The 23,688-nt window shown below is 64.2% G+C and carries 21 protein-coding genes, 1 tRNA gene and 1 pseudogene; 6 read left to right on the top strand and 17 right to left on the bottom strand.

What is annotated here, in order from left to right:
* Positions 1–1,677 carry a S8 family peptidase gene (locus ACT89H_RS04530; protein ID WP_445107168.1) on the bottom strand — a complete coding sequence of 559 codons (1,677 nt, stop codon included), beginning with the start codon at positions 1,675–1,677 and terminating at the stop codon, positions 1–3.
* Positions 1,678–2,032: 355 nt separating this feature from the next.
* Here ACT89H_RS04530 and ACT89H_RS04525 point away from each other — a divergent pair, with 355 nt between their 5' ends.
* Positions 2,033–3,346: a cation:proton antiporter gene (locus ACT89H_RS04525; protein ID WP_445107167.1), complete on the top strand. Its 1,314-nt coding sequence runs from the start codon at positions 2,033–2,035 to the stop codon at positions 3,344–3,346.
* A gap of 329 nt (positions 3,347–3,675) precedes the next feature.
* On the top strand, positions 3,676–4,935 hold the full coding sequence (locus ACT89H_RS04520; RefSeq protein ID WP_445107166.1) for a KasA/KasB family beta-ketoacyl-ACP synthase: 1,260 nt from the start codon (positions 3,676–3,678) through the stop codon (positions 4,933–4,935).
* Positions 4,936–4,953: 18 nt separating this feature from the next.
* Here ACT89H_RS04520 and ACT89H_RS04515 read toward each other — a convergent pair whose 3' ends face one another.
* The 3 genes from ACT89H_RS04515 to ACT89H_RS04505 form a co-directional block, all read right to left on the bottom strand.
* Positions 4,954–5,361 (bottom strand): ArsR/SmtB family transcription factor, encoded by a 408-nt coding sequence (locus ACT89H_RS04515; protein WP_445107165.1) that lies wholly within the window; start codon positions 5,359–5,361, stop codon positions 4,954–4,956.
* Complete coding sequence (locus ACT89H_RS04510) at positions 5,361–6,017, bottom strand: SRPBCC family protein (RefSeq protein ID WP_445107164.1); 657 nt, start codon at positions 6,015–6,017, stop codon at positions 5,361–5,363. The genes ACT89H_RS04515 and ACT89H_RS04510 overlap by 1 nt, the downstream gene beginning before the upstream one ends.
* Before the next feature lie 101 nt (positions 6,018–6,118).
* Positions 6,119–6,658, bottom strand: a complete 540-nt coding sequence (locus ACT89H_RS04505) for a TetR/AcrR family transcriptional regulator (RefSeq protein WP_445107163.1) — start codon at positions 6,656–6,658, stop codon at positions 6,119–6,121.
* 190 nt (positions 6,659–6,848) lie between these two features.
* Here ACT89H_RS04505 and ACT89H_RS04500 point away from each other — a divergent pair, with 190 nt between their 5' ends.
* Together ACT89H_RS04500 and ACT89H_RS04495 are read left to right on the top strand one after the other, a co-directional pair.
* Positions 6,849–8,150: a lipase family protein gene (locus tag ACT89H_RS04500; RefSeq protein ID WP_445107162.1), complete on the top strand. Its 1,302-nt coding sequence runs from the start codon at positions 6,849–6,851 to the stop codon at positions 8,148–8,150.
* A 732-nt stretch (positions 8,151–8,882) separates the two neighbouring features.
* Positions 8,883–10,130: an alkane 1-monooxygenase gene (locus tag ACT89H_RS04495; RefSeq protein ID WP_445107161.1), complete on the top strand. Its 1,248-nt coding sequence runs from the start codon at positions 8,883–8,885 to the stop codon at positions 10,128–10,130.
* A 31-nt stretch (positions 10,131–10,161) separates the two neighbouring features.
* Here ACT89H_RS04495 and ACT89H_RS04490 read toward each other — a convergent pair.
* Together ACT89H_RS04490 and ACT89H_RS04485 are read right to left on the bottom strand one after the other, a co-directional pair.
* Positions 10,162–10,359 (bottom strand): annotated as a pseudogene (locus ACT89H_RS04490) (class I SAM-dependent methyltransferase); the annotation flags it as partial.
* A 244-nt stretch (positions 10,360–10,603) separates the two neighbouring features.
* Complete coding sequence (locus ACT89H_RS04485) at positions 10,604–11,428, bottom strand: MBL fold metallo-hydrolase (RefSeq protein ID WP_445107160.1); 825 nt, start codon at positions 11,426–11,428, stop codon at positions 10,604–10,606.
* Positions 11,429–11,750: 322 nt separating this feature from the next.
* Here ACT89H_RS04485 and ACT89H_RS04480 point away from each other — a divergent pair, with 322 nt between their 5' ends.
* Together ACT89H_RS04480 and ACT89H_RS04475 are read left to right on the top strand one after the other, a co-directional pair.
* A complete protein-coding gene (locus tag ACT89H_RS04480) occupies positions 11,751–12,488 on the top strand; it encodes a GNAT family N-acetyltransferase (protein WP_445107159.1) in 738 nt (245 codons plus the stop codon).
* Between the two features lie 261 nt (positions 12,489–12,749).
* A tRNA-Pro gene (locus ACT89H_RS04475) sits at positions 12,750–12,826 on the top strand.
* Here ACT89H_RS04475 and ACT89H_RS04470 read toward each other — a convergent pair.
* The 11 genes from ACT89H_RS04470 to ACT89H_RS04420 all read right to left on the bottom strand — a co-directional run bounded on the left by ACT89H_RS04470 (position 12,789) and on the right by ACT89H_RS04420 (position 23,437).
* Positions 12,789–14,633, bottom strand: coding sequence for a recombinase family protein (locus tag ACT89H_RS04470; protein WP_445107158.1), 1,845 nt, complete (start codon positions 14,631–14,633; stop codon positions 12,789–12,791). The two genes, ACT89H_RS04475 and ACT89H_RS04470, sit on opposite strands and share 38 nt — an antisense overlap.
* On the bottom strand, positions 14,630–16,111 hold the full coding sequence (locus ACT89H_RS04465) for a tyrosine-type recombinase/integrase (protein WP_445107157.1): 1,482 nt from the start codon (positions 16,109–16,111) through the stop codon (positions 14,630–14,632). The genes ACT89H_RS04470 and ACT89H_RS04465 overlap by 4 nt, the downstream gene beginning before the upstream one ends.
* The gene (locus ACT89H_RS04460) at positions 16,108–16,455 is read right to left on the bottom strand and encodes a helix-turn-helix domain-containing protein (RefSeq protein WP_445107156.1); all 348 of its coding nucleotides are present in this window, start codon (positions 16,453–16,455) and stop codon (positions 16,108–16,110) included. The genes ACT89H_RS04465 and ACT89H_RS04460 overlap by 4 nt, the downstream gene beginning before the upstream one ends.
* Positions 16,456–16,799: 344 nt before the next feature.
* Positions 16,800–17,156 carry a hypothetical protein gene (locus ACT89H_RS04455; protein ID WP_445107155.1) on the bottom strand — a complete coding sequence of 119 codons (357 nt, stop codon included), beginning with the start codon at positions 17,154–17,156 and terminating at the stop codon, positions 16,800–16,802.
* 129 nt (positions 17,157–17,285) lie between these two features.
* Positions 17,286–17,858: an MT-A70 family methyltransferase gene (locus ACT89H_RS04450; RefSeq protein WP_445107154.1), complete on the bottom strand. Its 573-nt coding sequence runs from the start codon at positions 17,856–17,858 to the stop codon at positions 17,286–17,288.
* The gene (locus ACT89H_RS04445) at positions 17,855–18,610 is read right to left on the bottom strand and encodes a replication-relaxation family protein (protein WP_445107153.1); all 756 of its coding nucleotides are present in this window, start codon (positions 18,608–18,610) and stop codon (positions 17,855–17,857) included. The genes ACT89H_RS04450 and ACT89H_RS04445 overlap by 4 nt, the downstream gene beginning before the upstream one ends.
* A gap of 311 nt (positions 18,611–18,921) precedes the next feature.
* Positions 18,922–21,132 (bottom strand): type IV secretory system conjugative DNA transfer family protein, encoded by a 2,211-nt coding sequence (locus ACT89H_RS04440; RefSeq protein WP_445107152.1) that lies wholly within the window; start codon positions 21,130–21,132, stop codon positions 18,922–18,924.
* The gene (locus ACT89H_RS04435) at positions 21,122–21,403 is read right to left on the bottom strand and encodes a hypothetical protein (protein ID WP_445107151.1); all 282 of its coding nucleotides are present in this window, start codon (positions 21,401–21,403) and stop codon (positions 21,122–21,124) included. The genes ACT89H_RS04440 and ACT89H_RS04435 overlap by 11 nt, the downstream gene beginning before the upstream one ends.
* 188 nt (positions 21,404–21,591) lie before the next feature.
* Positions 21,592–21,789, bottom strand: a complete 198-nt coding sequence (locus tag ACT89H_RS04430) for a hypothetical protein (protein WP_195035800.1) — start codon at positions 21,787–21,789, stop codon at positions 21,592–21,594.
* Complete coding sequence (locus ACT89H_RS04425; protein ID WP_195035801.1) at positions 21,786–22,058, bottom strand: hypothetical protein; 273 nt, start codon at positions 22,056–22,058, stop codon at positions 21,786–21,788. The genes ACT89H_RS04430 and ACT89H_RS04425 overlap by 4 nt, the downstream gene beginning before the upstream one ends.
* Before the next feature lie 107 nt (positions 22,059–22,165).
* On the bottom strand, positions 22,166–23,437 hold the full coding sequence (locus ACT89H_RS04420) for a hypothetical protein (protein ID WP_445107150.1): 1,272 nt from the start codon (positions 23,435–23,437) through the stop codon (positions 22,166–22,168).
* Between the last annotated feature and the right edge of the window lie 251 nt (positions 23,438–23,688).

The raw sequence follows: 23,688 nt of genomic DNA, 5'->3' as shown, positions 1-23,688 counted from the left end.
TCAGTCTCCTCCCACGCCCAGCACCGCTTCGGCGGCGGACTCGGCTTCCGTGGGCCGCGCCGCTCGCACAGCGGCGAGGGCGTTGATCCTGCCGTACCCGTACTTCTCGCTGTGCCCGTCGGCCCCATAGCCGCCGCCCTGCGGATCGATCTTGTCGCAGGCGCCTTTCAGCAGGTTCTTCGCCTCGTCCCAGGTCAGATCGGGATTCACCGACAACATCAGGGCCACCGTCCCGGCGGCGCCCGGACAAGCGCTGGACGTGCCGCCGAAGTCGTTGGTGTAGTCGCCCGCCGCATCGCCCGACGCCGCCGTGCCGGGGTTGTAGCCGTCCGCACCGTGCCGATCTACCGTCCAGATCCCCGGCGTCAGCGGGTCGGGATGCTCGAAGGCGCGGTACCCGATGTCGCTGCTGGGGAACGCGCACCAGACCGCTTTGCCGTAATCGCTGTAGACACTGTGCTTACCGGTGTCGTTGCAGGCCCCGACCGCGATGACCTTCGAGAAACTCGCGTAGCCGTCGTTGTCGACGGACTCGTTGCCGTTGCCCGCCGCGAACAGCACCACACAGCCCTTTCCGCCGCGGCCGCTGGTGACGGCGTGTTCGATCGCCAGTCTGGTGCTCGCGGGCAGCGCCACGACCCGGTTGTGCACGGGATCGCTCGGCTGGAACCATGCGCCGTCGGCCGGGCCCCAACTGCACGAGATGACGTCCGCACCGTGATCGGCGGCCCACTGGAAAGCGTCCGCCTCGGCGTGCGAACCGAGCCCGGAGGCGAGCCGGATCGGCATCAGCGCGGATTCCGGCGCCACTCCGGATGCTCCGGCCGTGCCGTTGGCGCACGCCACGCCCGCGCACGCGGTGCCGTGATTGTCACCGTTGTCGGGTCCGGTGCCGAAGCTGTCCTTCGGGCGCGGATCGCCGGTCTTCACGGTGACGTCCCGTGGCGCGACGATCTTGGCGGCACCGGCGAATTCGGGATGGTCGATGTCGACACCGTCGTCGATGATCGCGATCGTCACCCCGGCCCCGCGGGTGATCGCATGGGCGGCTTCCACTCCGGCGTGCGCGTCGATCGTGACACCGCCGATGGTGGTCTTCTTCAGATGCCACTGCTGGGGAAAGATCGTCTTCTTGGCGCGGCTGCGGATCAGCTCGGGATGGCAGTACTCGACGTCGTCGCGATTCAGCAGCGAGTTGGCGATGTCGAACACTTGCTGGCCGGTACCCTCCGGCGCCGCCGTGAAGTACGCGTTGGTGGCGTACGAAACCGTCTGCTTCACAGTCAGATTCGTCGCGCCCAGCACGGCGAGACAATGCTCGCGGTCGACGCGGTCGACGAACTTCACGAAGATGTTCTCGGTATAGAGCACCGGTTCCCCAGTGCCCGGATCCACCAGGACGTGCCCGGCGAACCGCACTTCCGGCGCGGCGTCGAGCACCGGCTTGCGCTCCTGAACCGACCTCGATCCCGCGGGCAGCCGGTAGACCTCGACCCCCGCCTCCGGGTAGGCCTGCACCAGTGTCGCGTCGTCTAGTTCAGCACCGAGGGGTGTGCGCACCGACCCCCATTGCCGCCGGATCCCGCGACCGCTGTGCGTGCGCACCACGATCAGATCGGGACTCTGCGCCAGCTCGAAACCAGGATCGTCCTTCGTGCCGAAATTCGCGATGGGCACCATGATCTCCTTCGCCGTGGGACCGGTGCACCAACTATGAACCACACCCCCGCCACCACGGAAATACCGAGTAGCGAGGCACTCCGGTGTAGGCGGCCCGGCGACAGTCCCACGGGCAGTTCGGGAATCAGAGAACAGCCATCGACCGAATCTTTCGCGGCGGAATGCACACCGTGCGCCGGTCGGTGTCCCGAATACGCGCAAGCGTGTGGTGGATCACTCTCCGCCCTCGTACGCCGGGCCGGTGCGATATCGTCTCAGCGCAGGCAGTCCATGTTCCGGGGTTCGGCGCTGCGGTGGATGCGCTACGGAGATGCCCGGTGCCCGTGTCGAATCCGCTCCCGCGAGGTCCTCGGTGTCGAACGGAGTCGAGGCGTTGCCGAGCGACCAGATGATCTTCTTGTTACTGGATCTCGTAGCGATCGTGGCCGCGGCGCGTCTGCTGGGATGGCTGGCGCAGAGGTTGGGCCAGCCTCCGGTGATCGGCGAGATCATGGCAGGCATACTCGCGGGCCCGACCGTACTCGGGGCGCACTTGTCCGAAACAGTCTTCCCGCACGACATCCGCTCGTATCTCACCGCATTCGCGAATGTCGGCGTGATGATCTTCATGTTCTCAGCGGGCCTCGAGATGGATCTCCGGTCTGTCGCCGGGCGGCGGCGGTCGGTCACGGCGATCGCACTGTCGGCCTACCTCACCCCGTTCGCGCTCGGTTCCGCCGTCGCGGTGTGGGCGCTGGCCCGGCACGACGGCGGCAACCGGTTGAACTTCGCACTCTTCATCGGTTGCGCGCTGGCCGTCACGGCGTTCCCGGTGCTGGCCCGGATCCTGCACGACCGCAAGCTGCTCGGCACCCGGCTGGGCCAGTCGGCCATGACCTGCGCCGCACTGGACGACGTTCTCGCCTGGTGTGTCTTGGCGGTGGTCATCGGCGTCGCCCGGCCGGGCCTCGGTCACCACTGGCGGTTGCTGTTGTTCGTTCCGCTGGTCGTGGTGTTGTGGTGGGCGGTGCGTCCCGCGCTGGATCGCCTCGCGGGCGCCGGATCCGAGAAGAACCCATCCACCATGGTCTTCATCGGCGTCTCGGGCGCTCTGCTGCTGGGTGCGACCACCGAATGGATCGGGTTGCACCTGATCTTCGGCGCGTTCCTGTTCGGGGTCGTCTTCCCTCGGCGGTTGCGAGCGGCCGTCGACAGCGGCGCCCAGCTCCTGAGCAGCATCTTCCTGCCCGCGTTCTTCGTGGTGGCGGGTCTCCAGGTCGATCTGGGCACCCTCGATCGCGCCGGTATCGGCGAGTTCGCCGCGATCATGTTCGCCGCGCTCGCGGGGAAGCTCGGCGGCACCTATGTGGCGGCTCGTTTCGGCCGCGCCGGCCGCACCGAATCCGCGGCCCTCGCGGCACTGATGAATACCCGCGGGTTGACGGAATTAGTGATCTTGAACGTGGGCCTGACGATCGGCGTCATCAACGAGCGGCTGTACTCGCTACTGGTCCTGATGGCATTGATCACCACGGCGATGACGGCGCCGTTGCTGAAACTCTTCGGTGTCCCGCGCGCACTGCACGACGGCGACCAGCCCGAGGAGACCGGGGAAGAACGGCGACGCACCGATTCCGCCGCACAGACCGAGACCGCGGTTCCCGGGCCTGGTTCCGCCGCGGGCTGATGATCCGGACGTGCGCGGAAGTTCGGTACGGAGCGCGCACCGCGGCCGTGGGCCTCGGGTAGTGCTCGCAGCGCCGGTTCCGGCGGCGGTGTTTCGTCGGACGCGTACCCGGGCATCACCACAGTCTCCGCAGGACGCACAGCCTCCAGCCCGGCGACAGTCATACACGACAACACCGGAACCGACGTCGGCGAGACCGCACACACCTCGAGGCAGTAGTTGGGGGCCGATCGTTGCGGTGATCGGTACTCGGACTACTACCCCGGGATTCCGGCGCGCACATAGCCTCGCTGGAGCATCCGAGCCGACTAGCCGAAAGAAGGAGTTCGATGTCCGATTTCGCGAGCTTCTCCAGCAGCAACGGGGGTTTTCGGAGTGTGGTCGTCACCGCTGTCGAGATGTCGACCGCGGTCGGCGCCGACACCGATGCGACGTGGAAGGGACTGCTCGCCGGAGAAACCGGGATCGCCAAAATGCGCGGTCCCGACTTCGAGCGCTCCGATGTCCCGGTCGACATCGGCGGCCAGTTCGAGCTCGATCCGACCGATGAGCTCAGCCGCGTGCAGAAGCGCCGCATGTCCTACATCCAGCAGGTCGCCTATGTCATGGGCCACCGGATCTGGGCGACCGCGGGCAGGCCGGAGGTCGACCCCGATCGGCTCGGCGTCTGCATCGGCACCGGTCTCGGTGGCGCTGACACGATCATCGAGTCCCACGACCTGATGCGGGAATCCGGCTATCGCAAGGTGTCTCCCTTCGCGGTGCCGATGGCCATGCCGAACGGCGCCGCCGCGGTGGTCGGGTTGGAGCTCGGTGCGCGAGCCTGCGTGCTCACGCCCGTGTCGGCATGCGCTTCCGGATGCGAGGCACTGGTACACGCGTGGCGGTCGATCATCCTCGGGGAAGCCGACATGATCGTGGCCGGCGGCGTGGAAAGCCGCATCAACGCCCTGGCGGTGGCCGGATTCGCGATGATGCGGGCGTTGAGCACCCGGGTCGACGAGCCCGAGCGCGCGTCACGCCCGTTCGACCGGGACCGCGACGGCTTCGTCTTCGGCGAAGCCGCCGCGCTGTTCGTGCTGGAGTCGGAGGATCACGCACGCGCGCGGGGTGCGAAACCCCTGGCCCGGCTGCTGGGCGCGGGCCTGACCGCCGACGGCTACCACATGGTCGCGCCCCATCCCGACGGCGCGGGAAACACTCGCGCGATGCGCCGCGCACTCGAGACGGCAGGCGTGAGCGGCACGGACATCGACCATGTCAACGCCCATGCCACCGCCACCTCGTTCGGCGACCTGGCCGAAGCCAGAGGGATCCGGGCGGCGGTAGGCGACCATCCCTCGGTCTACGCGCCCAAATCCGCGCTGGGACATTCCGTAGGCGCGGTCGGCGCGGTGGAAGCCGCCCTGACCGTGCTCAGCGTGCGCGACGGGGTGGTGCCACCCACGCTGAACCTCGACAACCGGGATCCCGAGATCGATCTCGACATCGTGCACGGCAGCGCACGCACCCAGACCATCGAATACGCGCTGAACAACTCGTACGGATTCGGCGGCCACAACGCGGCGGTCGTGTTCGGCCGCTGCTGAGCGGATCGACCCGCACCACTAGGCGTGGCGAGCCCGACTGCCGGAATCCGCTTCGCCGGCCCGGCCGCTCCCTGTGCCGCGGCGCGCTCGTCTTCCACGAGCGATCTCCGTCGCGAGCGCGTCGAGCGGCTGAGCGAACTGGCGCATCGGGTCCGCCAACCCGGTCAGCCAGGCCCGGGCCGCATCGACACCGGCCGGGTCCAGGGCATAGATCCGTCGCGTGCTCTCGGCTCGGACCCGCACCAGCCCCGCGTCGCGAAGCACCTTGAGGTGCTGGGAGACGCCCGGCTGAGAGATCGGCGTGCGCTGTTGTACGGCGGCGACCAGCGCGCCCGCGGGCTGCTCCGCGGCTGCCACCATTTCGAGGATGAACCGGCGGACCGGATCGCCGAGCGCCTCGAAAATCTTCGCCGGGGACCCATCCATCAGGCCTCGGAGCCGTCCTCGGGGGTAACCGTATAGAAGTCGATGGTCCGCAGCGCCGCCGAGTTCGCGGCCGCCGGGTCGTCTCCGTCACCGACGGCTGCCGCCGCCCAGCCGAGAGCCGCCGTCCGGACGAACGTCAGGCCCTCTGGCGTAGTCGGGAAGGCGAGCCCCTCGGCCGGATCCACCGGATCTCCGCTCGACAAGTGCAGCCCGAGACCCATGAGCGCCAGATCCCAACCCACGCCCACCGCGCCCGGTCCGTACTGCGCCCAGAATTCGGGGGCGATCGGCGCCTCGTGCAGCAACTCCAATTCGGTGCCGGCCGCGGTCGGCGTGAGAACAACCGTGAGCCAGGAAACCTGCGGTCCCATCTCCCAGGTCACGGCGAACCGCTCCGGCGCGTCGCACTGTTCGACGACACCGTTGGCGTTGCCGTGCAGCTGGTAGCGGCCGCCGACCCGTAGATCGCCGCTGATCGGCAGGAACCACCGCGGGATTCGCTCGCTATCGGTGAGCGCATCCCAGAGATCCGCTCGATCGGTCGGGTAGTCCCGCCGGGCGACAGCGATTCGGGTGGGTACGCCGTCGCGGGATCCGGTACGGACTTCGCGGGTCACCAGCCCGGCGATGGCGGCGGGATCGGTCAGCAGCGCCATAACAACCTCCTTTGATAAGACTAGACTTATATTAGCGCGGTACGGCGGGACCGCAAGACCGACGCAGCGCCGCCGCGCGGGACCGGACGCGCGCCGCTCGATCAGCCGTCCGCCGACAACCCTGCGATGGCGCGCAGCGCGGAGATCATTCCCGCGACCGGAATGCCGGGATCGATCGACCGGAACAGACCCAGCCCGACACCGAGGGCCAGCACGGCGACAGCGGCGTCGGCGCGAGGCATCGGGATATCGAGATCGTCGCTCGCCCGCAGAGCAGCGCCGACCATGCCCACGATGTTGTCGAGCCGGGTCGCCAGCTCGGCGCGCAGATGCTCGTCACGCCGCGCGTGCACACTGAACTCCAGTTCCAACTGCGTCCAGCCGGGCTCGCCGACCACCCGTTCGGCCCATTCGGTCATTCGCGTCAGCCGCTGGGCGGCCGTGGGCGCGGCGATGATCTCGGCGACCTCCGCCGCTCGCTCACCGTGAATTTCGTCCAGCACCGCCAGACACAAGTCGTCTTTGGTGCCGAAGTTCGAATAGACCGCGCCTTTGGTGAAACCGGCGGTTTTCGCGACCTTGTCCAGCGTCGTGGCCTGATAACCGTCCTGGAGAAAAAGCCGCTTGGCGGTCGCGATCAAAACGGCGCGCGTCCGCGCCTGGCGCTGCACTCGCGTCGGCCGTGAACGCTCCGCCCCCGCAGGCCGCCGACACTCATCGCCATTCCAGGACAATTTCGACCCCTTACAGATACTCTCAGTATCCGATTCTAGATGCCAGGGGTATCCCAATCGCAGGAAGGATCGCATCGTGAGGAGCCGAATACTCAGATTGGCCACAGCTTTGACGGGAACCCTCCTCGTGGTCGGGGGTGGGGCGGTCGCCGCCCCACACGCATGGACGGAACCGGCCGGGGAATCCGTGGCCGGCGACGATTTCTACATCCCGCCCGCGACACTCGCGGGCGCACCGGGCTCCATCATCCGCACCGAAGGTTCGCGGCTGGCGATCTCGGTCCCGGGGCAGCCGGGGCAGATCCCCGCGACGTCGACGCGCATCATGTACACCAGCAGCGATACCCACGGTGCGCGCACCGCGGTGACGGGGACCTATCTGGAGCCGTCCCAGCCGTGGACCGGGCCGGGCGAACGACCGCTGGTCTCCTACGCGGTCGGCACCAAGGGACAAGGCGATCAGTGCGCGCCGTCGAAATTGCTGGCGCAATTCATCCAATACCAGCCTCCGTTCGACGTGATCGTCGAATACGACGTACTGGCGATCTACACGCTGCTGGCCCGCGGCATGTCGGTGGTGGTGACCGACTACCACGGTCTGGGTACACCGGATGTGCACGACTATCTCAACCGCAAATCTCAGGCCTACGCGGTCCTCGACGCCGCGCGCGCGGCGCTGCAATTGCCGGGCACCAGCCTCAATCCCGGCTCGCCCGTCGTTCTGTACGGATACTCCCAGGGTGGCATGGCCTCCGCGGGCGCGGCCGAACTGCAGCCGAGCTACGCCTCCGACCTGAACGTGCGGGGCGCCTACGTCGGCGGGCCGGTGGTGGACGACGAGTACTTCATCGCCTTCAACGACGGACGAGCCCCACTCGGACCGGCCTTCGCGTGGATCCTCAACGGCATCGCCGCCGATTATCCCGAAACCCGGCCGGTGCTCGACGCCGAACTCAACGACACCGGTAAGGCGATCATGCGCGAGTCGATGGACAAGTGCGCCGTGCCGCTCGGACTGGCCCAGCAGTTCCCGAACACCTCGCAGTGGACCACCAGCGGGCAGCCACTGAACGCGGTGATCGATCAGTCCCCGGTGTTGAAGGCGGCGTTCAACGACCAGCGGGTCGGCACGCTGACCCCGGGAGTGCCCGTCCTCATCGCCTCCAACCAGGCCGACGAGGGCGCGCCGTACGTGCCCGTCCGGGAACTGGCCAGCAGCTGGTGCGGCGGCGGCGCGCCGATCCAACTGGACGCGAATGCCGAGATACCCAGCGTCATCACCGGATTGCGGGTTACCCACGTGCTGACATTCTTCCCGTCACTCGGCGCCTCGCAGGACTGGATGAACGAACGACTCGCGGGCCAGCCCACTGCCTCCAACTGCGGGGCGCTGCCCTGATTTGCGAAAGCACGACACACTCGGATACCTTCGGTATCTGACTTGCAGGGCCGGCACAGCGGTTGTGCTCGTAGTGCCGTGAGCTTCATGCACGATGGTCGGCCGCGGCCCGGTTTCACGACCGAGCCGCGGCCGACCTGCCTGCCCGGAGAAGCGCGGATGTTCGTGCGCTGGGCGGGCTGCACTCCCCAGATCTCCCAGTGCCCCGGATCTCGATTCCGGCGCACGATTTGCAGGACGTTTGCTTCTTAATCGCTGGTCAGCTGGGTCGAATTCGGGACAGAAAGGTTCGAATGTCGGAGTTGGCTCACCCCCGCCGGCCTGAGCCACTCAGGAGTGCACACCGGTGACATTCGGACATCCGGCAGGAATCGACCCGTACCCGGCGCGGCAACTCCGACTGTCCGACGACCGGATGTCGAAACTTCGCTGCCCAAATCGGCACGGCCTCCAGGCTTCCGACGTCGCTGTGACACAAACGCGCACCGGTCCCGATCCCGGCCACACCACGCCGAATCGAACGGGCAACGCGCTCAGGATTCGCCTCGCACACCTGCCGGCCGATCGATCGTCGGATCGCGTTCATACGCCGGGGATTACCCGCTCAGACGACGGTTTCCACAGTTCACTACCACTCAGCGAACTTCCAGTTATCCTGGATTGGCGCGCATGGTTCAGGTGTTGTCCGCAGTCGGAACTGTCGGTTGAGTGTCGTCCTCACGGATCGGCGAGATGACTATGACGATCTTCGAGCACACGCGAGCCCGCGACCCCAAGCGCTACCTGTGGATTCTGGGTTTGATCGCCCCGGGTTGCGCGCTGCTACCTTCCACACTGGTTGCACACACCGGACTGGAAGTGTTCTGGTGGATCGGCCCGATCATCGTGCTGGGGGTGATCCCCTTGCTGGATTGGGTCATCGGCGACGACGGAAGCAACCCTCGCGACGAAGACTACGAGGCGCTGACCAACGATCGCTATTACCGGTGGTGCACCTTCCTGTTCCTGCCGATGCAATTCGTCGGCCTGCTGATCGCCGGCTACATGTGGGCCAGCCACGAGCTGAGTTTGGCCGACAAACTCGGCTTGGCGGTCACCCTCGGCTTCGTCTCGGGTATCGGCATCAACGCCGCACACGAACTCGGCCACCGCGTCGAACATCTCGAACGGTGGCTGGCCAAGATCGCGCTCGCCCAGTCCGGATACGGGCACTTCTTCGTCGAGCACAACCGCGGCCACCACGTCCGCGTGGCCACGCCCGAGGACCCGGCCAGCGCTCGCTTCGGTGAATCGCTGTGGCAATTCCTACCGCGCACCATGGTGGGCGGATTCCGGTCGGCGCTGGAGTTGGAACGCACGCGCCTGGCCCGTAACGGCAAACGCTGGTTCAGCCCCGGCAATCATCTCCTGCAGGCCTGGACGATGAGCGCGGTGCTGTTCGGCGGCCTGATCGTGACCTTCGGCCCCGCAATCACGCCATACCTCGTTATCCAAGCGCTGATCGGCGCGGGTCTGCTGGAAACCGTCAACTACGTCGAACACTACGGGCTGCTGCGCGTCCGCCGCCCCGACGGCCGTTACGCTCGCTGCTCGCCGCGCGACAGCTGGAACAGCGACCGCCTGGTCACCAACATCTTCCTGTTCCACCTCCAGCGCCACAGCGACCACCACGCCAACCCCGGCCGCCGGTACCAGACCCTGCGCAGCAGCGATGTGGCGCCCCAGCTGCCCGCGGGCTACGCCACCATGGTGGTGCTCGCCGCGATCCCGCCGCTGTGGCGTACGGTCATGGACCGTCGCGTCCTCGACCACTACCACGGCGACATGACGCTCATCAACCTCAAGCTCCGCAGACGCCGGTTGGCGTTGCCCATCCGGCGTCCGCGCGACGACGTCCAATGGGCCGCGGACCCCGGCACACCCGACATGAGTCCGTCGAGCGGCGACGACGACCTGTTCTCGACCGGAGCGACTCGCTGACACGGCCGTCCGGCGGACGAGGCCAGAAGTCGAAGAACTCCCTGTGGCGGTCCACCGGAAGGTGCTCCAGTGCTCCGATGCACACGACGCGGTCGGCGCGGCGGTCGAAATCCTCCCAGCCCTGCACGCGCACCGCGCCGTACGGGCGGCCGCGGATCAGCCGGTCGACGAGCATGTCCCGCACATACCGGTACTGGTTACGGCTCGCGCCTCGACCGTCGGCGCGCATGTCGGGCCACGTCCGCCCAGCCGCAGCTGGGCACCGCGCGCGCTCGTACCAGCCCGTGTCTCAATAGTGGGGAGCTGTCGCACCGGCGCCGGAATCACCGCTGCTCGCCAGGGCACGGGCGAGCCTTCGCCGAAAGCTCTTCCGCAACGCGACGCGGGATCCTCCGGCGCTGAACCCGACCGCGGACACCAGTCGATCCCTGGCGTTGGATCACCGACGACGCGTGCGCCGCGGACGCCGGGCGTCAACCGCGGAGACGTTCGAACTCCGTCGCACAGTGGGCGGAGAAGATTGTTACTGCGTCGCCGTTGTCGCGGACGAGTTCACGTAGCCGCTCCTGGTTTTCGATCCGCGACTGCCGCCGAGTGTCGACATACCACTGAAAGAGACGCGCACCCAAGGGCATCGACTGCTGCGCACGCATCTGCCCGTGGTAGGTGTATGCGTCACCGGCGTGCAACAGCCAGCCGTCTCCGGTGTCGACGGCGACACCGACGTGACCGCGTGTGTGTCCGGCCAGTGGAATCACGAGTATTTCTGCGGGCAGCCCCCGCAGTGCACGCACCGCCTGGAAACCGAACCAGTGCTCCGCGTCGCTGTCGGATTCGTCGTACACCGACCACGCGGGCCCGTGCTCGAATTGCACCGGCCGATACCGCAACTTCTCGCGCCGACCGAACGGCCCGGCGACGGCGTCGAGTTCCGCGCGGTGCACATGCACGGTGGCCTGCGGAAAATCGGCGAGGCCACCGGCGTGATCGAGATCGAGGTGCGTCACGATGATGTCCCGGACGTCGTCGCGGGAGAAACCGAGCGCTTCGATCTGCCGGGCGATCGGCTGGTCGAGCACCGGATTCGATTGCCGGATGAGTTCACGCCCCACCCAGACATCCGGCCGGGCCAGCGCCTGCTCGCCGTAACCCGTGTCGACCAGGACCAGCCCAGCGGAGTGCTCGATCACCAAGCAATGAGACGCTCCGGCGGCCGCACGCCGAAACCCCGGCCGGCCGTCGAACAAACGGCCTCCGAAGGGACGAGTTCCGCCGGCATCGAGATGATGGACACGCACCAGTCCGCTCCTATCCGCGCCGCCCGGCCAGCCACGCTACACGTCGATGCCGCTGGACGCGACAGCTGCCGGTCGGATGCGGAATGCGAAGTGCGCGAGCGCATTCAACCTGCAAGGCTCGCGGCGCGAGTCGGAGGCACTCCCCGCCGCGGGATCGGTCGGGCGATGCGTTGTAGCCCAGGTACGAGGACGGCGCACCTGCTCCCCGGCTACCCCACCAGGCGGGTCGATGCCCCGGAATCGCGCTGAGCGCAACCCGTGTCCGACGATCATGCGCCTCGCTAACGTTCTCTCGTCGGACGCTGTTGTGGAGGAGTGCGCGGTGACCACTGAGTCGATTGTCGACGTCGATACCTCGCTGCACCCGCTCGACGACCCGGTGCGGGCGTCGCTGCGTGGTGCGCACCACCGGTTCGCCAGCTGGGTGGGACGGATCGGCCGCTACGACCCTGAGGTCGCCAGGTTCGTCGGCCACCCGCCGAGGCTGGACGAACAAGACTGGACCGACCTGGCCACGCTGCTCGGACCGGGCGCCAGCACCGCGTTGCGCGGCTTCGGCCACGAGCCGCCCGACGGCTGGACGGTGCTGAACCACCTGGACTCGGTGCAGATGGACGGCACCGCGCTGGACGTCGCCCATGACCCGGAACTGGAGGTGCTCACCGCGGCGGACGTGCCCGAGATCCTCGCGCTGATCGCTCGCACCCAACCCGGCCCGTATGCGCCGCGGACCATCGAAATGGGCACCTATCTGGGTCTGCGGGTCGACGGCGAACTGGTGGCGATGGCTGGGGAGCGGCTGCACCCGCCGGGATGGACCGAGATCAGCGCCGTATGCACCGATCCCGAATTCCGCGGCCATGGCTTCGCCACCCGCCTGGTTCGCGCGGTCGGCGCGGGCATCCGCGCGCGTGGTGAGACACCGTTCCTGCACGCCCGCGCCGACAATACCGCGGCGATCCGCTTGTACGCGACGCTCGGTTTCACGCTGCGCAAACGTTCGAACTTGACGGTCGTGCAGGTGCCATCGCAGTCGTCGCCGGAGGGCGACTCGCTTTGACGTATGTCCGCGCCGACCGACATCGTTGCACACGCGACCGATTTCGAGTTCATGGGCTGGGATCCGCGGTGCCTGCGATCCCGCCCGCACGTTCGCCCAATGGGCGGTAGACCACGTGGACGACTGCCGCCGACCGCACGCCCCTCCCCCATCGGCGATCCACCCCCGTCAACCCAACACTTCAACCCACTCTGACCAGGCGATTAGCACCCCTCCAGCCTGGTGCGGTAATCTCTTCGAGCGCCCGCACAGCGGACGCGACGGGCTGTGGCGCAGTTTGGTAGCGCACTTGACTGGGGGTCAAGTGGTCGCAGGTTCAAATCCTGTCAGCCCGACCAGCGCGGCCTTACCTGAACCAGTGACTGAAAAGACACTGGCAAGGGTAAGGCCCGAGTCGTTTCCGGGGGCATTTCCCTCGTTGACCTGCTGCTCAGCGGTTGGATCTGAGGCAGGTGGTAGCTTCCGCCGTTTCGCCCTGTTCGATCTGTCCCCGGATTCATGCTCGGCTCGTCCGACAGCCAACTGGATACCGACCGGAGCGGTACCCGTGCGGTGTCGGTAGGCCCGGTGAGCATCGTGCAGTTCGGTGAAGAGTGGCGTCTTCTCGTCCGCAGCCACGTCGGGGTCGTCCAGGTAGAACCGCTCGAAGAATGTTTCGTTGAGCAGGCGACGGATCGCGTCCGTGCCGCCCAGGTACAGCTGGCGGGGATTGGCGACCAGACGGAGCGCGTCCCGCAGCATCCCAACACCAAGACTCAGTTCTGCCGCCGTGTTGGTCAGTCCCGCTTGGATACGGGCGCGCTGGATGGTGATCTCCTGAATCTTCGCCTTGATCTTGCCTGTCGGCATGGTGTCGTCGGCGAGAGCGGCAACCAGACGGTCTTCCTGTTGATCCAGCTTCTTCAGCTGCCGCTGTAAGGCGGCGTGGCGTTCCTTCACACCGGCGGATTCATCGGCCAGAGTTTCGTCCAGGAGGCTACAAAGCTCACGCACGAAGTCGTCCGGCAGGCACAGGGTTTCGTAGTGGTCGATGATGGCCTGCTCGACCAATTCGACGCGAAGATGCGGCAGATTGCAAAGCCCATCCTCCCGGCCGCGGCAGACGAAGTATTGGTACTTGATGCCGCCGCGCCCGGTGACCTCAGCGAAGATCAGGCGGCTGGTCCGGCCGTGCTGGTGGCACCGATCGCAGAACAGGAAGCCTTTGAGGTAGTGGTGGTGTACCCGATCCCGCTGGCCTCGGCCGCTGCGGGCCTTCATCACTTCCTGCACCTGCTCGAACAACTCTGGCGTAATGATCGGCTCATGCCGGCCGGGATAGATGTCGCCCTTGTAGACGACGAACCCGACGTAGTACGGATCGCTGAGCATGTCATGCAGCTTGCTGCCTGATACGGGCTGCTCCGGGTAGCGTTTCGTCGGTCTGGTGGTAAGGCCCAGATCGGCCATAGTGGCCTCAAGCCTTTCGATCGGGTACTTGCCCGTGGCATACAGCTCGAACGCCTTGCGCACCAACGGTGCCCGCTTCGCATCAACCGCAATAGAGTTGACCAGCGTGCCTTCGTGATCCACCCGCACGTTCAGGTAGCCCAGCCGGGCGCGGGAAATGGTGCCACCGAGATCAACCGCCTTGCGCCGCAACTTCTCCTGGATATCCAGGCCCTGAATCTTGTTGGTAAAGTGATTCATCACGTCGACCATGCCCTCGATGGCTTCGGCATACGGTCCTTCGCCGAAGTCCTCCTTGGCACTGATCAGGCGGATACTCATTTTTTTGAGCTGGTAGTCCACGATGGCTGCTTCGTAGCGGTTGCGGAAGATCCGCGAGCGCATGTAGACGATCACATAGTCGATGTCAGGGTTGGTCCGTACGAACGTCAGCAGCTCCTGGAATACGGGCCGCTCGTCGATCGTCAGTTTCCCGGCCGAGTACCCCGGTTCGATGAAGACCTTTACTACGTCAGCATTCAGCTTCTCCGACTTGTCTTCTGACACGGCACGCTGGGTGCCAATGGAGAGGCCGTCAGGATCTATATCGACAGCCGTTGTAAGCTGGTCTTTGGTGGAGACGCGAAGGAGGAGGATAGATTTCTTACGTGCGCCCGGAACGGTGAGATCTTCCGGTGGGGTACTGCTCTTTCTCAATCGTGGCTCCTGGTGGTCGAGGCGGTGATGGCAAGGCGATCGACAAACCGTCTGGGCTGCGGAGCAAGGGCATCACGTAGTGATATCCATTGCCACAGCACGGGATTCGGCTCGTGGTGGTGACCATTTTTGACGGTGAATCTGACGGCTAAAGTGCCGAAAATGTGGACGTTTGTTCGTGCTCGGAGTTGGTGAATAACTGGGGTAAGGGCGGGGTCTGAGGCAAGAGGGGCAAAAGATGGTATACTTCCACCGAATTTGACTTTTGATGACATTTCAACAGATTGAAATGATGTCGATCCTGCAACGAAATGCTGGTTTGACGGTGAATCTTGACGGCTAATCGCACCGTCACCTTCATGCAATAGCGCACGCTCCAGCCGAGTCAGGCCATGTATCTGCGTTTCAAGGTCGCCATGCTCGTAGACATCCTGAGTGATCGCGAGCCGGGCATGGCCAAGTATCATTTGGATATCTTTGTCGGGAACTCTAAAATTCTTGAGGATGGTTGCAGCCGAGTGCCGGAATCCATGCAACTTCGTACGTCGAAGACCAGCTTTTCTTGCAAGCTTATGGAATAGGCTTGCAAAGTTACTAGCCTTCATAGGCTCTCCGCTTTCGGTCCGGAATACTAGATTCCAATCATCTACCGGTCGAATACCGAGATCGGCAATGGCGTTCCGGTAGTCGATCAACGCTTGCCGAATCGGCGCGAGAAGCGGGAGATCCCGTTTGCTTCGTTTGGTTTTCAGTGGCCCTGTTTGCAACCTGTTGCGCACAGACAAAAGTTGCTGACGGACACGGACTACTCCATGATCCCAGTCGATGTCTGACCAACGTAGACCAAGAATTTCGCCTTCCCTCATACCGTATAGAGACAGCATGAGGAAAGCCGGATACAGCCGTTCAGTGCGATTCGACTTCAGGAAGTGGCTTACCTCATCAGCTCTCCACGGTGTGAACGCTTTCGGTTCGTATTGCCCGATACTTAACAGTCTTGCAACATTGCGTGCTACAAGATCTTCGCGCATCGCGTGGGTCAGCATCGACATGAGCACCGTCTTAACGTGAACGGCCCTTGATGTAGTCATACCCCTGGTCAGTTGCTCATCCATTACTTTCTGGAGGCCGGAAACACTCAGGTGCGTCAGCGATTGTGAGCCGAATAATGGCTCTACATAGAGGTGGGCGATGCTCTCGTAAACCGCAACGGTTGATGGCCGCAACTTTTTCGGCGCAACTTCGGCGAGGTAGTAATCCAGATACTCGCGAACTGTCCACGAACGTTCAGGAGCAGGTATACCTCGCTCAACATCGGCCACCCGAACCGTCAGCTTGTCGCTGACTTCCTTGGCGGTCTTTCCGTAGATCCGGATTCGCCGCGAGGCACCACTAGCCGTCGGCAGATATACCGCGCCTTCCCATCGGCCATCCTTGCGCCTATAGACGCTGCCTCCACCCCTGACGCGGCGGCTCATAACAATTGTCCTCCGCTTAAGGGCAGTGAGTTCACATAGCGGTGTAGCTCGCTGCTCGGAATGAACCGCCGACGACCGATCTTGACGGATAGCAGCTGCCGTCGATGGATCAGGTCATAGATACTCCACCGACTAATACGCAATTGGTTCGCCGATTCAGGCACAGTCAACAGCGGACCTTGAGAACTCGACCGGTTCACATCACCAGTTTGGGATGGGCTGTCTATTTGATCGATCAGCCACTTCTTGCTTATTGGCTCGCCATCGGCTATCCGTATGGCAACCCCAGCCAATAGCCGGAGCATCTGACTGGCCTCAACCACTTTGTCTTTTTTTGTGTTCATTTTCACCTCCCTTCTCGCACACTCGATGCCAGTTCACCGCTAACTCACTTTTTAATTCCCGCCTTTCCGTATTCTGACCGCAGAATAACTCGCCTAGTTGTGAAAATCAATAAATGAAACGATAAATTCAGGTTAAATTAGAAGTGTGCAATCGATGTGCATTTTGCATCCTTAAACCATTTTCTAGAAGGGCACCGAAGCCCGGCAGGCAGGAGGAAAATGGCGGTGACCATTTACGCTCCCGACCTGCCGAACCTTCGATTTCCCTCACGGCTGAGCCATCGGAATCGTCAGAACCTTGGTGCTCAGAAATCGAGCATCATGGCCTGAAGAAAGTGCCTGGCTCAGTCCGTCGACGGATCAGCGGTGCGCCGTCCACGCTTCTGGGATGAAGCCGGCGGTTCCGTGCTGCTGGGTTCGCTCGCCTCGGGGGTTGTCGCGGGCTTGGAACGTCGCAGCCGGTTGATCGCATCTCGTCGGATTGCTGCTTCGCGCTCGATCTCGGCTATCGCTTCTTCTGCGCGCTCCGCAAGGTCGGCCTCCTCTCGTGCTTTCTCGATGTGATTCAGCACGGCTTGCAGATGTTCGTCTGCCAGCGTGTGGCCGCGGAGTTGAGCGATCAGACTCAGTTCCGCATGGATGTCCGGGTCTACCCGGATAGCCATGGTCTTGCGTTGGGAGTCGTTGTCCGGCATGGACATGGCAGCTACCTCCTCGGTAGGTGCGACTGGTGAGTGCCGGTATGGCGCTCGAACGACCAGCCGCATTCCACCGACGAGGACGACTCCGTTACCTGCCCACGGGGCCAGCCCGAACCGTGATCCTGGTGTTCATGCGGCTTCTCTCGATCGGAAGCTCCGATCCGAGGGCACCGGGTAGCCGGGAATCTCGATGTCCGAGTCGATTTCGTTTCCCCATGCGTCCCACCCCGGTTGGTGGCGTCGAGCGAACAGCTCCAGATATGGCCCGCTGCTGATTCTTTCGATGATCGCGAACTGTTCTTCCGGCTTGTGGCTGTGCTCCTGAACCGGGGCGATGAACCAGGTGGGTTGCGCCCGGAAGTTGACCGACGCTCGCCCCCGCGTGCCGAACAGCACATGTTCGGTCATGTTGCGGAGGTACTGGCCGAGTTGTAGGCGCGGTTTCATCCAAGTGAGCGGCGACCGGTAGGTGAAGCCCCATGCCTCCATCACCTCGAAGCCGTGCCGCAAGGTGGCGTTGGTGACCCACAGCCAGAGATGTGCATCCGCGTCGGCCAACTCATCGACCGGCAGTGCCTTGATCTGCTCCACCGTCATCAACGGATAGTGCTCGCTGGCGCCGTAGTGGCCTCGTTGGAGCACATCCCACGGTGGATCGACCAGAATCGTCTTGTAGCGCCGAAGCGGTGCGGGTCGGGTCATAGATCACCCCCTTTCTGAACGAGTTCGATGAGCTGGTCCGGCGAGATGACGCGGAACAATTCGGCGGGCAGACGGGTATCGCGTTCGATCCGCTCGCGCAGTTCGCTGCGTCGCTGTTCGGCGGTGACAGTCCGGGCAGCAGTCATGCACCACACGATCAGCGGGAAGGAACCGCCGCTCTTTTCCTGCTCAAAGCCGGTGCTGCGGTATTTCTCGTATTCCCGAGATTTCTTGACCAGCGTCGGGATGCTCTCGCTGCCCATGTCGCGCTCCAGAAACCAGGTACTCACCAACTCGCCGCCCACCGATCCGGCGGTTTCCAAGTACAGATCCGGCCGCAGTGTCAGCAGCGCACCGCCGAGCCCCTGGTAAGTGCGCCACGCCGCCGTTTCCACATCCGCGCGAAGCACTTCCAGCCTGCCGTGGAGTTGAGCTGTGAGCAGTGTGATGCGGCTTTCGGCCACGGCCAGCGTGTGATCGAGAAAGGTTCGACTCGGTGTGGTGTAGCGCCGCCGCACCGTGCGGCCGGATTCAGCTCGCAGCAGTTTGTCACCGATGACGTCGACGTAGTGCACCAGGCCACTCGATCCGGCCCGCAGTCCGCCGATGCGCCGTTCGAGGGTGCCGAGTACTCGCCACTGCCGTAGCCGGGCCAGTGCCCGCTGGGTAATTCGTAGTCCAGAACTCGGGCTGAGTTCGTGGAAGTGCAGATCGTGCAGCTGCCGAACGGTCAGGAACCGGTACTCGTCCACGGAGCGTAAAACCGCCCAGTCTCGCTCGCTCAGTGCCGCGCCGATCGCCGCCGCATCATGACGGATACGAATCGGCCTGCTGGGGCCGTGGGGACGAGGGGATGATGAAGAAAAACCAGCATCAGTCGTTGCACGAACGCGGACCGATTCGCCACCCACCGGCGAGGATGCACGGCTGGAAGACAACGCGAAGTGATCACCGATGTGGTGAGCGAGATGATCGCGTCGCAGCAGCGGGCAGACGGCGGCTGGGTCCATCCCGCACCCCGATTCGGCTGGGCAGGTTCCGGCGGTGAGTTGGCAGGACTCGGTCATGACCGCCTCCGCCGCTGATGCGTTCGGTTACCCCGTCCATCCGCGCCCAGATCGTCCAACAGACGTGAGAATCCAGCCTCGATCTCCTGAATCGGTCGACCGTAGCGTTCCCGGCTGAGTCGGCGGATTGCCTCTGGATCGCTCGTTACCGGAGGTGGTGCCTGTGTCACCCCGGACACCCAGGGCTGCAAGGTGTTGTTACGGACGAGGCGGGCGTAGACGTGATGCGCGGGCAGTGCCGTGAAATCCTCTGGCGTCAGAACGGATTGCCCGGCAGCCGTCGCCTTCGCATCGTCTGCGCTGAGAGCGAAGGCGACACGATTTCTCGCGTTGTTCCGGAAGGCATTGAGCATCTGGGCAGGCAGCTGTTTCTCATACTGATGCGCCAGATGAAACCCAGCGTGGAGGCTGCGTGACAGTGCCAGCGCTTCGTCCAAATCTGTTGGCAAATTGAGGAATTCCTGCACCTCGTCGATGTAGATCATGGTGGGTATCCGTAGCCCTTCGGGCACGCTGACCCGCTCCAAGATCGCTTGCCAAAGGTCGTAGAGCACCACGGCCGCGAGCAGTTGCGACGCTTCCGGCCCGATGATGCCCTTCTGGAGCGGCACCAGCAGGATCTTGCGGTCATTCAACACTTGACGAGTATTGAATCGGGGCCGCTGCTGGGCCAGTACCGCCCGAAGGTGCCGATCCAGAAGGGGGCGAATCTTATTACTCAGCGGTGCAACAACATTCGCGGCAGCCTCGGGCGTCATACCCTCATACCACTGCCAGAACGGCCCGCTGGAAAACGGATCATCACGCACCGCGGCCTGCACCAACGGGCGCCGGAACGCTGGGTTGGTCAGGATCAAGGGCAGCATGATCAGGCTGGCGTCCGGCCGACGCACCAGCACTTTCAGGCTATTACGCAAAATGTCGGCGCTCCGCGGGCCGAGCGATTCCCCATAGAGGGAACGAAAGGTGCCGAACATGCTGTCCGCGATGACATCCGGCGACAGGTGCTCCCGGCCACTGCCGGTTGAACGATCCAGTGGATTCAACCCGACAGGTGCGTCACTGAGTGGGTCAATGATCACTACGTCATCACGGCGTGACGCTGGAATCCGTTCCAGGACATCGTCAATCAGGTTTTTGGGCTCGATCACCACTACCGGCAGATTGGCCTCCATATCGGCCACGATCAGATTCTCTAGCAGCGTTGATTTTCCGGTGCCGGTCGGTCCGTTGATGACTGTATGTTTGAGCGAATCGACTGTGTTGTAACCGATCGTCCCTGACGAACCCGGCGCGTTAGCCAAGGCGATGATTCGCTCTCCACTCTGCACTGCCGCGGTCGGTCGAATCGGTCGGGGATGCGACGACGGCACACCGGGCAGCGAGACGTCATCCTTCTCCCGGATCGGCCAGGCCACCAGCAGCGTAATCTCCGGGACGCTCAGATGTGGGGCGGGAACGAACGAAGACCAGAAGGATGTACGCGGACGGTTCAGGCGGTCAACCGAGTCGGTTTGAAGGCGCAGCTGCACCCCGGATGAGTTCACCGTGGCCAGGGCTGACGCGAGGTTCAGCAGCAGGGATTTCCGACGGCCGGCCGCAGGCGCCGACACGCCGATCCGTACCGTCGCGGAGAAACCGTGCTGGCCCAACTTGCGCGTTGCCGCCTGGGTCGCACCTGGACGGTCGTCGGTTTGGATGCCGATGAGTACCTTCGACAGCACGCTTTGGCTGGTGTCGTGACGTTCCGTCGAGGGCAGCGAAGGCTGGCGGCCGTGCCCCAACACGATCTGGATAACCAGCTCCTCCCCCTCGGCCACCGCCGTCAGGGCAGACAAGATCGAACGTTCGGCAGCAAGCCGGTCGGCCGCTTCTAGCGGCCAGTCCGTGGCGGACAGTCCCAATCGCCGCGAGGCTCGTACAGGTGACCGACCCTCCTGCGGTGCGTCGGTCACCATGCTGCCGGGTACCAACTGCTCGATGCTGTGACGAAGTGTCTCGGCGTAACGGCGCTGGGTGCCGATCAGGAAGCGGATGCCCTCCTGATCGGCGCGGGCTTCGACGATGACCTTCGGGCGATGGTGCTGGGCGGCCCAATGCCGCAGCAGTCCTGCCGCCGCGGCTTCCGTCAACGGACTCGGCCAGAACACGTACTGCCACAGGATGGTTGTTGGGGTGATCGGTAGAGGGAGCTGCTCATTCGTCATCGGCAATCTCCTGCTGAGCTGCTTGAGCAGTAGGGGTGGTGTCGGTTTCGGCGGTGGGCGACGCCTTCGTGTTGCCGGTCGGTTGGATGGCATCATCAGCCGACGCGTCCGCGAGCGCCGCTGCAATCGCGGCTCGGCCCAGCAGACGAAGATCCGGTGCCGTCTTCCGGACACTGCGCACCGTGATGCGACGCTCCTGGCCCTTCGGCCGATTCGGCCGGTTACGTCCCTTTTCCGGCCTCCGGTAGTTGAATTTGTTGTTCTTCGACATACTTCACCCCTTCGTAGAATTACCTTTGATGATTTCGCGGCCATGACGAGCAGTGGCGCGAGTCGCGCCCACCCTGTCTGTCACTGCCGCTCTCTTCCACTATGTGGATGAGAAATTAACTGACAATTAAATGAGAGAATTTCGCAACACCGAAGCGAACAGTACGACTACAGGCTTTAGAACATCGGCTACCAGCGTTCTCGCAGTGTCCGAATCACAACGACCGCCAGCCAGACCAATACGCCACCGCCGACAATGAGGATCAACGGCCAGAGAATTGTCTGCACCAGGTAGACCGCAACGTACAGCGCGATAGCCGCGCCCAGCACCTTCAGGCATACCCCGACCAGGCGGTCAATGAGTCCAGGCTGTTCGTGGCCGCTCATGCCTGCCACCTGCGCACCCACGCCAGTACCTCATCGGCAAGGACGATGAGGAGGGTAGACACCTTTGTTGCCGTTCTCGGTGCCATTTCGGAATGCACCTCGTTCATATCGACAATCTCATGCAGTACGGCAACGAGCTTTGCCACCGTCGACTCCGCCAGGTGGCGTGTGACATCGGGATTGTCACCTTCGGGAATACCGCCGTCGAATTCCCAGGGCAGCGGATCAGGTTTCGATTCATGCCGACCCGAGTTAAATGTATCGCTCATATCTGAACGGCTCCTTAAATGTTGTGCCTACTGGTGCTGCCGCCTGTTTTTGGCATGACGGCAGCACCGCAGGAATTGCTAGAAGTGAAATTTGGGAACGGAACTGATCAGGCTGCTGCGTCGGTGATGCCGCCAGCCGTGGCCTGATCCGCCACCGCCGCGCCTGCAATCGCGGGCGTGGGCAGTCCGTTCGGGGCGGGGTGAGCCGAGCTGCCCGCTGGCCCGCTGCCGCCGGCCTCGGCTACATCCCGCCGCACGGCCAACCCTTCGAGTCGCGCCACCAGCTCGTCCAGCACTGACGTATCCACCAGCGTGGCGGGAGCGAACAACCCGAACGAATCCCGCTGGGCCGGGAGGAATTCCACGCCCCAGCCGCATCCCTGGTGCAGGGAGCGGGCGGTAGCGCGCAGCTGATCCGCTCCTGCAATGGGCCGGGCCATCTTCAGTTTCGTCAACGTCCGCACCTGCTGTCCCTTGGCGATGAGCAGGTCAATCCGGTTCGCGAGTTCATCCCGCTTCCGTTCCAGCCGTTCCCGCTGTTTCCGTATGGGTCGCAGTTGCCGCGACAGGTGCGACAGTTCATCGGTCAGCACCGAACCATCGCGGAAGACCGCCACGGCCACCACAAGACTCAGCACCGCTACCACGCAGGCGAAGAACAGACCCAGGATCACCGCGCCGGGCACGCCAACCTCAGCGGCCAAGGATTCCCGGATCACCCGAAAGCCCATCACGACGCTGGCGCCGATGCCGATCAATGCAGCAGCGACGATCAGCAGCCGCGGCACCAGACCACCGCGCCCCTTCGGCAGATTCGGCTGCCCTTGGGCATCCTTGGTACCGCGCAGATCGAAGCCCACGACATGAAGCGCCAAAGCCAAGCCCGCAGTGGCGAGCAGTCCGAAGACGATAGACGTGATGGCGGGCAGGAGCGATCGTCCTTCTGCTACTTGGTCCCATGCCACGTTGAACATGTCCCCGGCGAACAACGTGAACACCGGCAGGTCGACGATCGGAACCAGCAGCGCAGCCAGGCGGATGGCCTTCGGCACCCGCCGATGCTTCAAACTGCCGGAGACGGTGTCTTTCCTGATCTGCGTATCCACGGCGGACTGGCGTTGTTCGCCCTCCGTGGCCGTCAGCAGCTCGTCATGGGCACCCGTGATGGGCCGGGTTGCCAAACGGGCCATGTCGGCCTCCACGACGGCGATAGTGCCCCTCAGTTGCACCGCCCGCTGAATGAGCGTGCCGAGACGGGCCACACCCTCATCCCGACTTGTGGTGGCGGCCTGGATGCCTTCGCTGGTGACTTCGGCCTCCAGGTAGCTCACGCGATCGGCGGAGCGAGACTTGTTGATCCGCAGCTGTTCCCGGAACAACGCCCACACGATCGGGGCAGCTTGTCTCCGGGACAACGACCGGCCGCGTAGTGCGGTCCGCACGTCCGCTTTGGATACCTGGGGCGGGTTGTACGCCGGGGATGGCGGTGACGAGCTGGCCGTTCTGGGTGTTGACCGGGCTCTCCGGTTCAAGGGACGAGCCATAGGAACTCCTTCGGTGTTGATGGGGAGGAGGTGGAAGTGGAGGAATAGTGGTGCAGTCCGGCAGCAGTGGTGGCACCTGGGCTAGC

It is taken from the genome of Nocardia aegles, assembly GCF_052545135.1.
The sequence above is the reverse complement of the archived record's forward strand: the minus strand, read 5'-3'. Positions and strand labels throughout refer to the sequence as shown.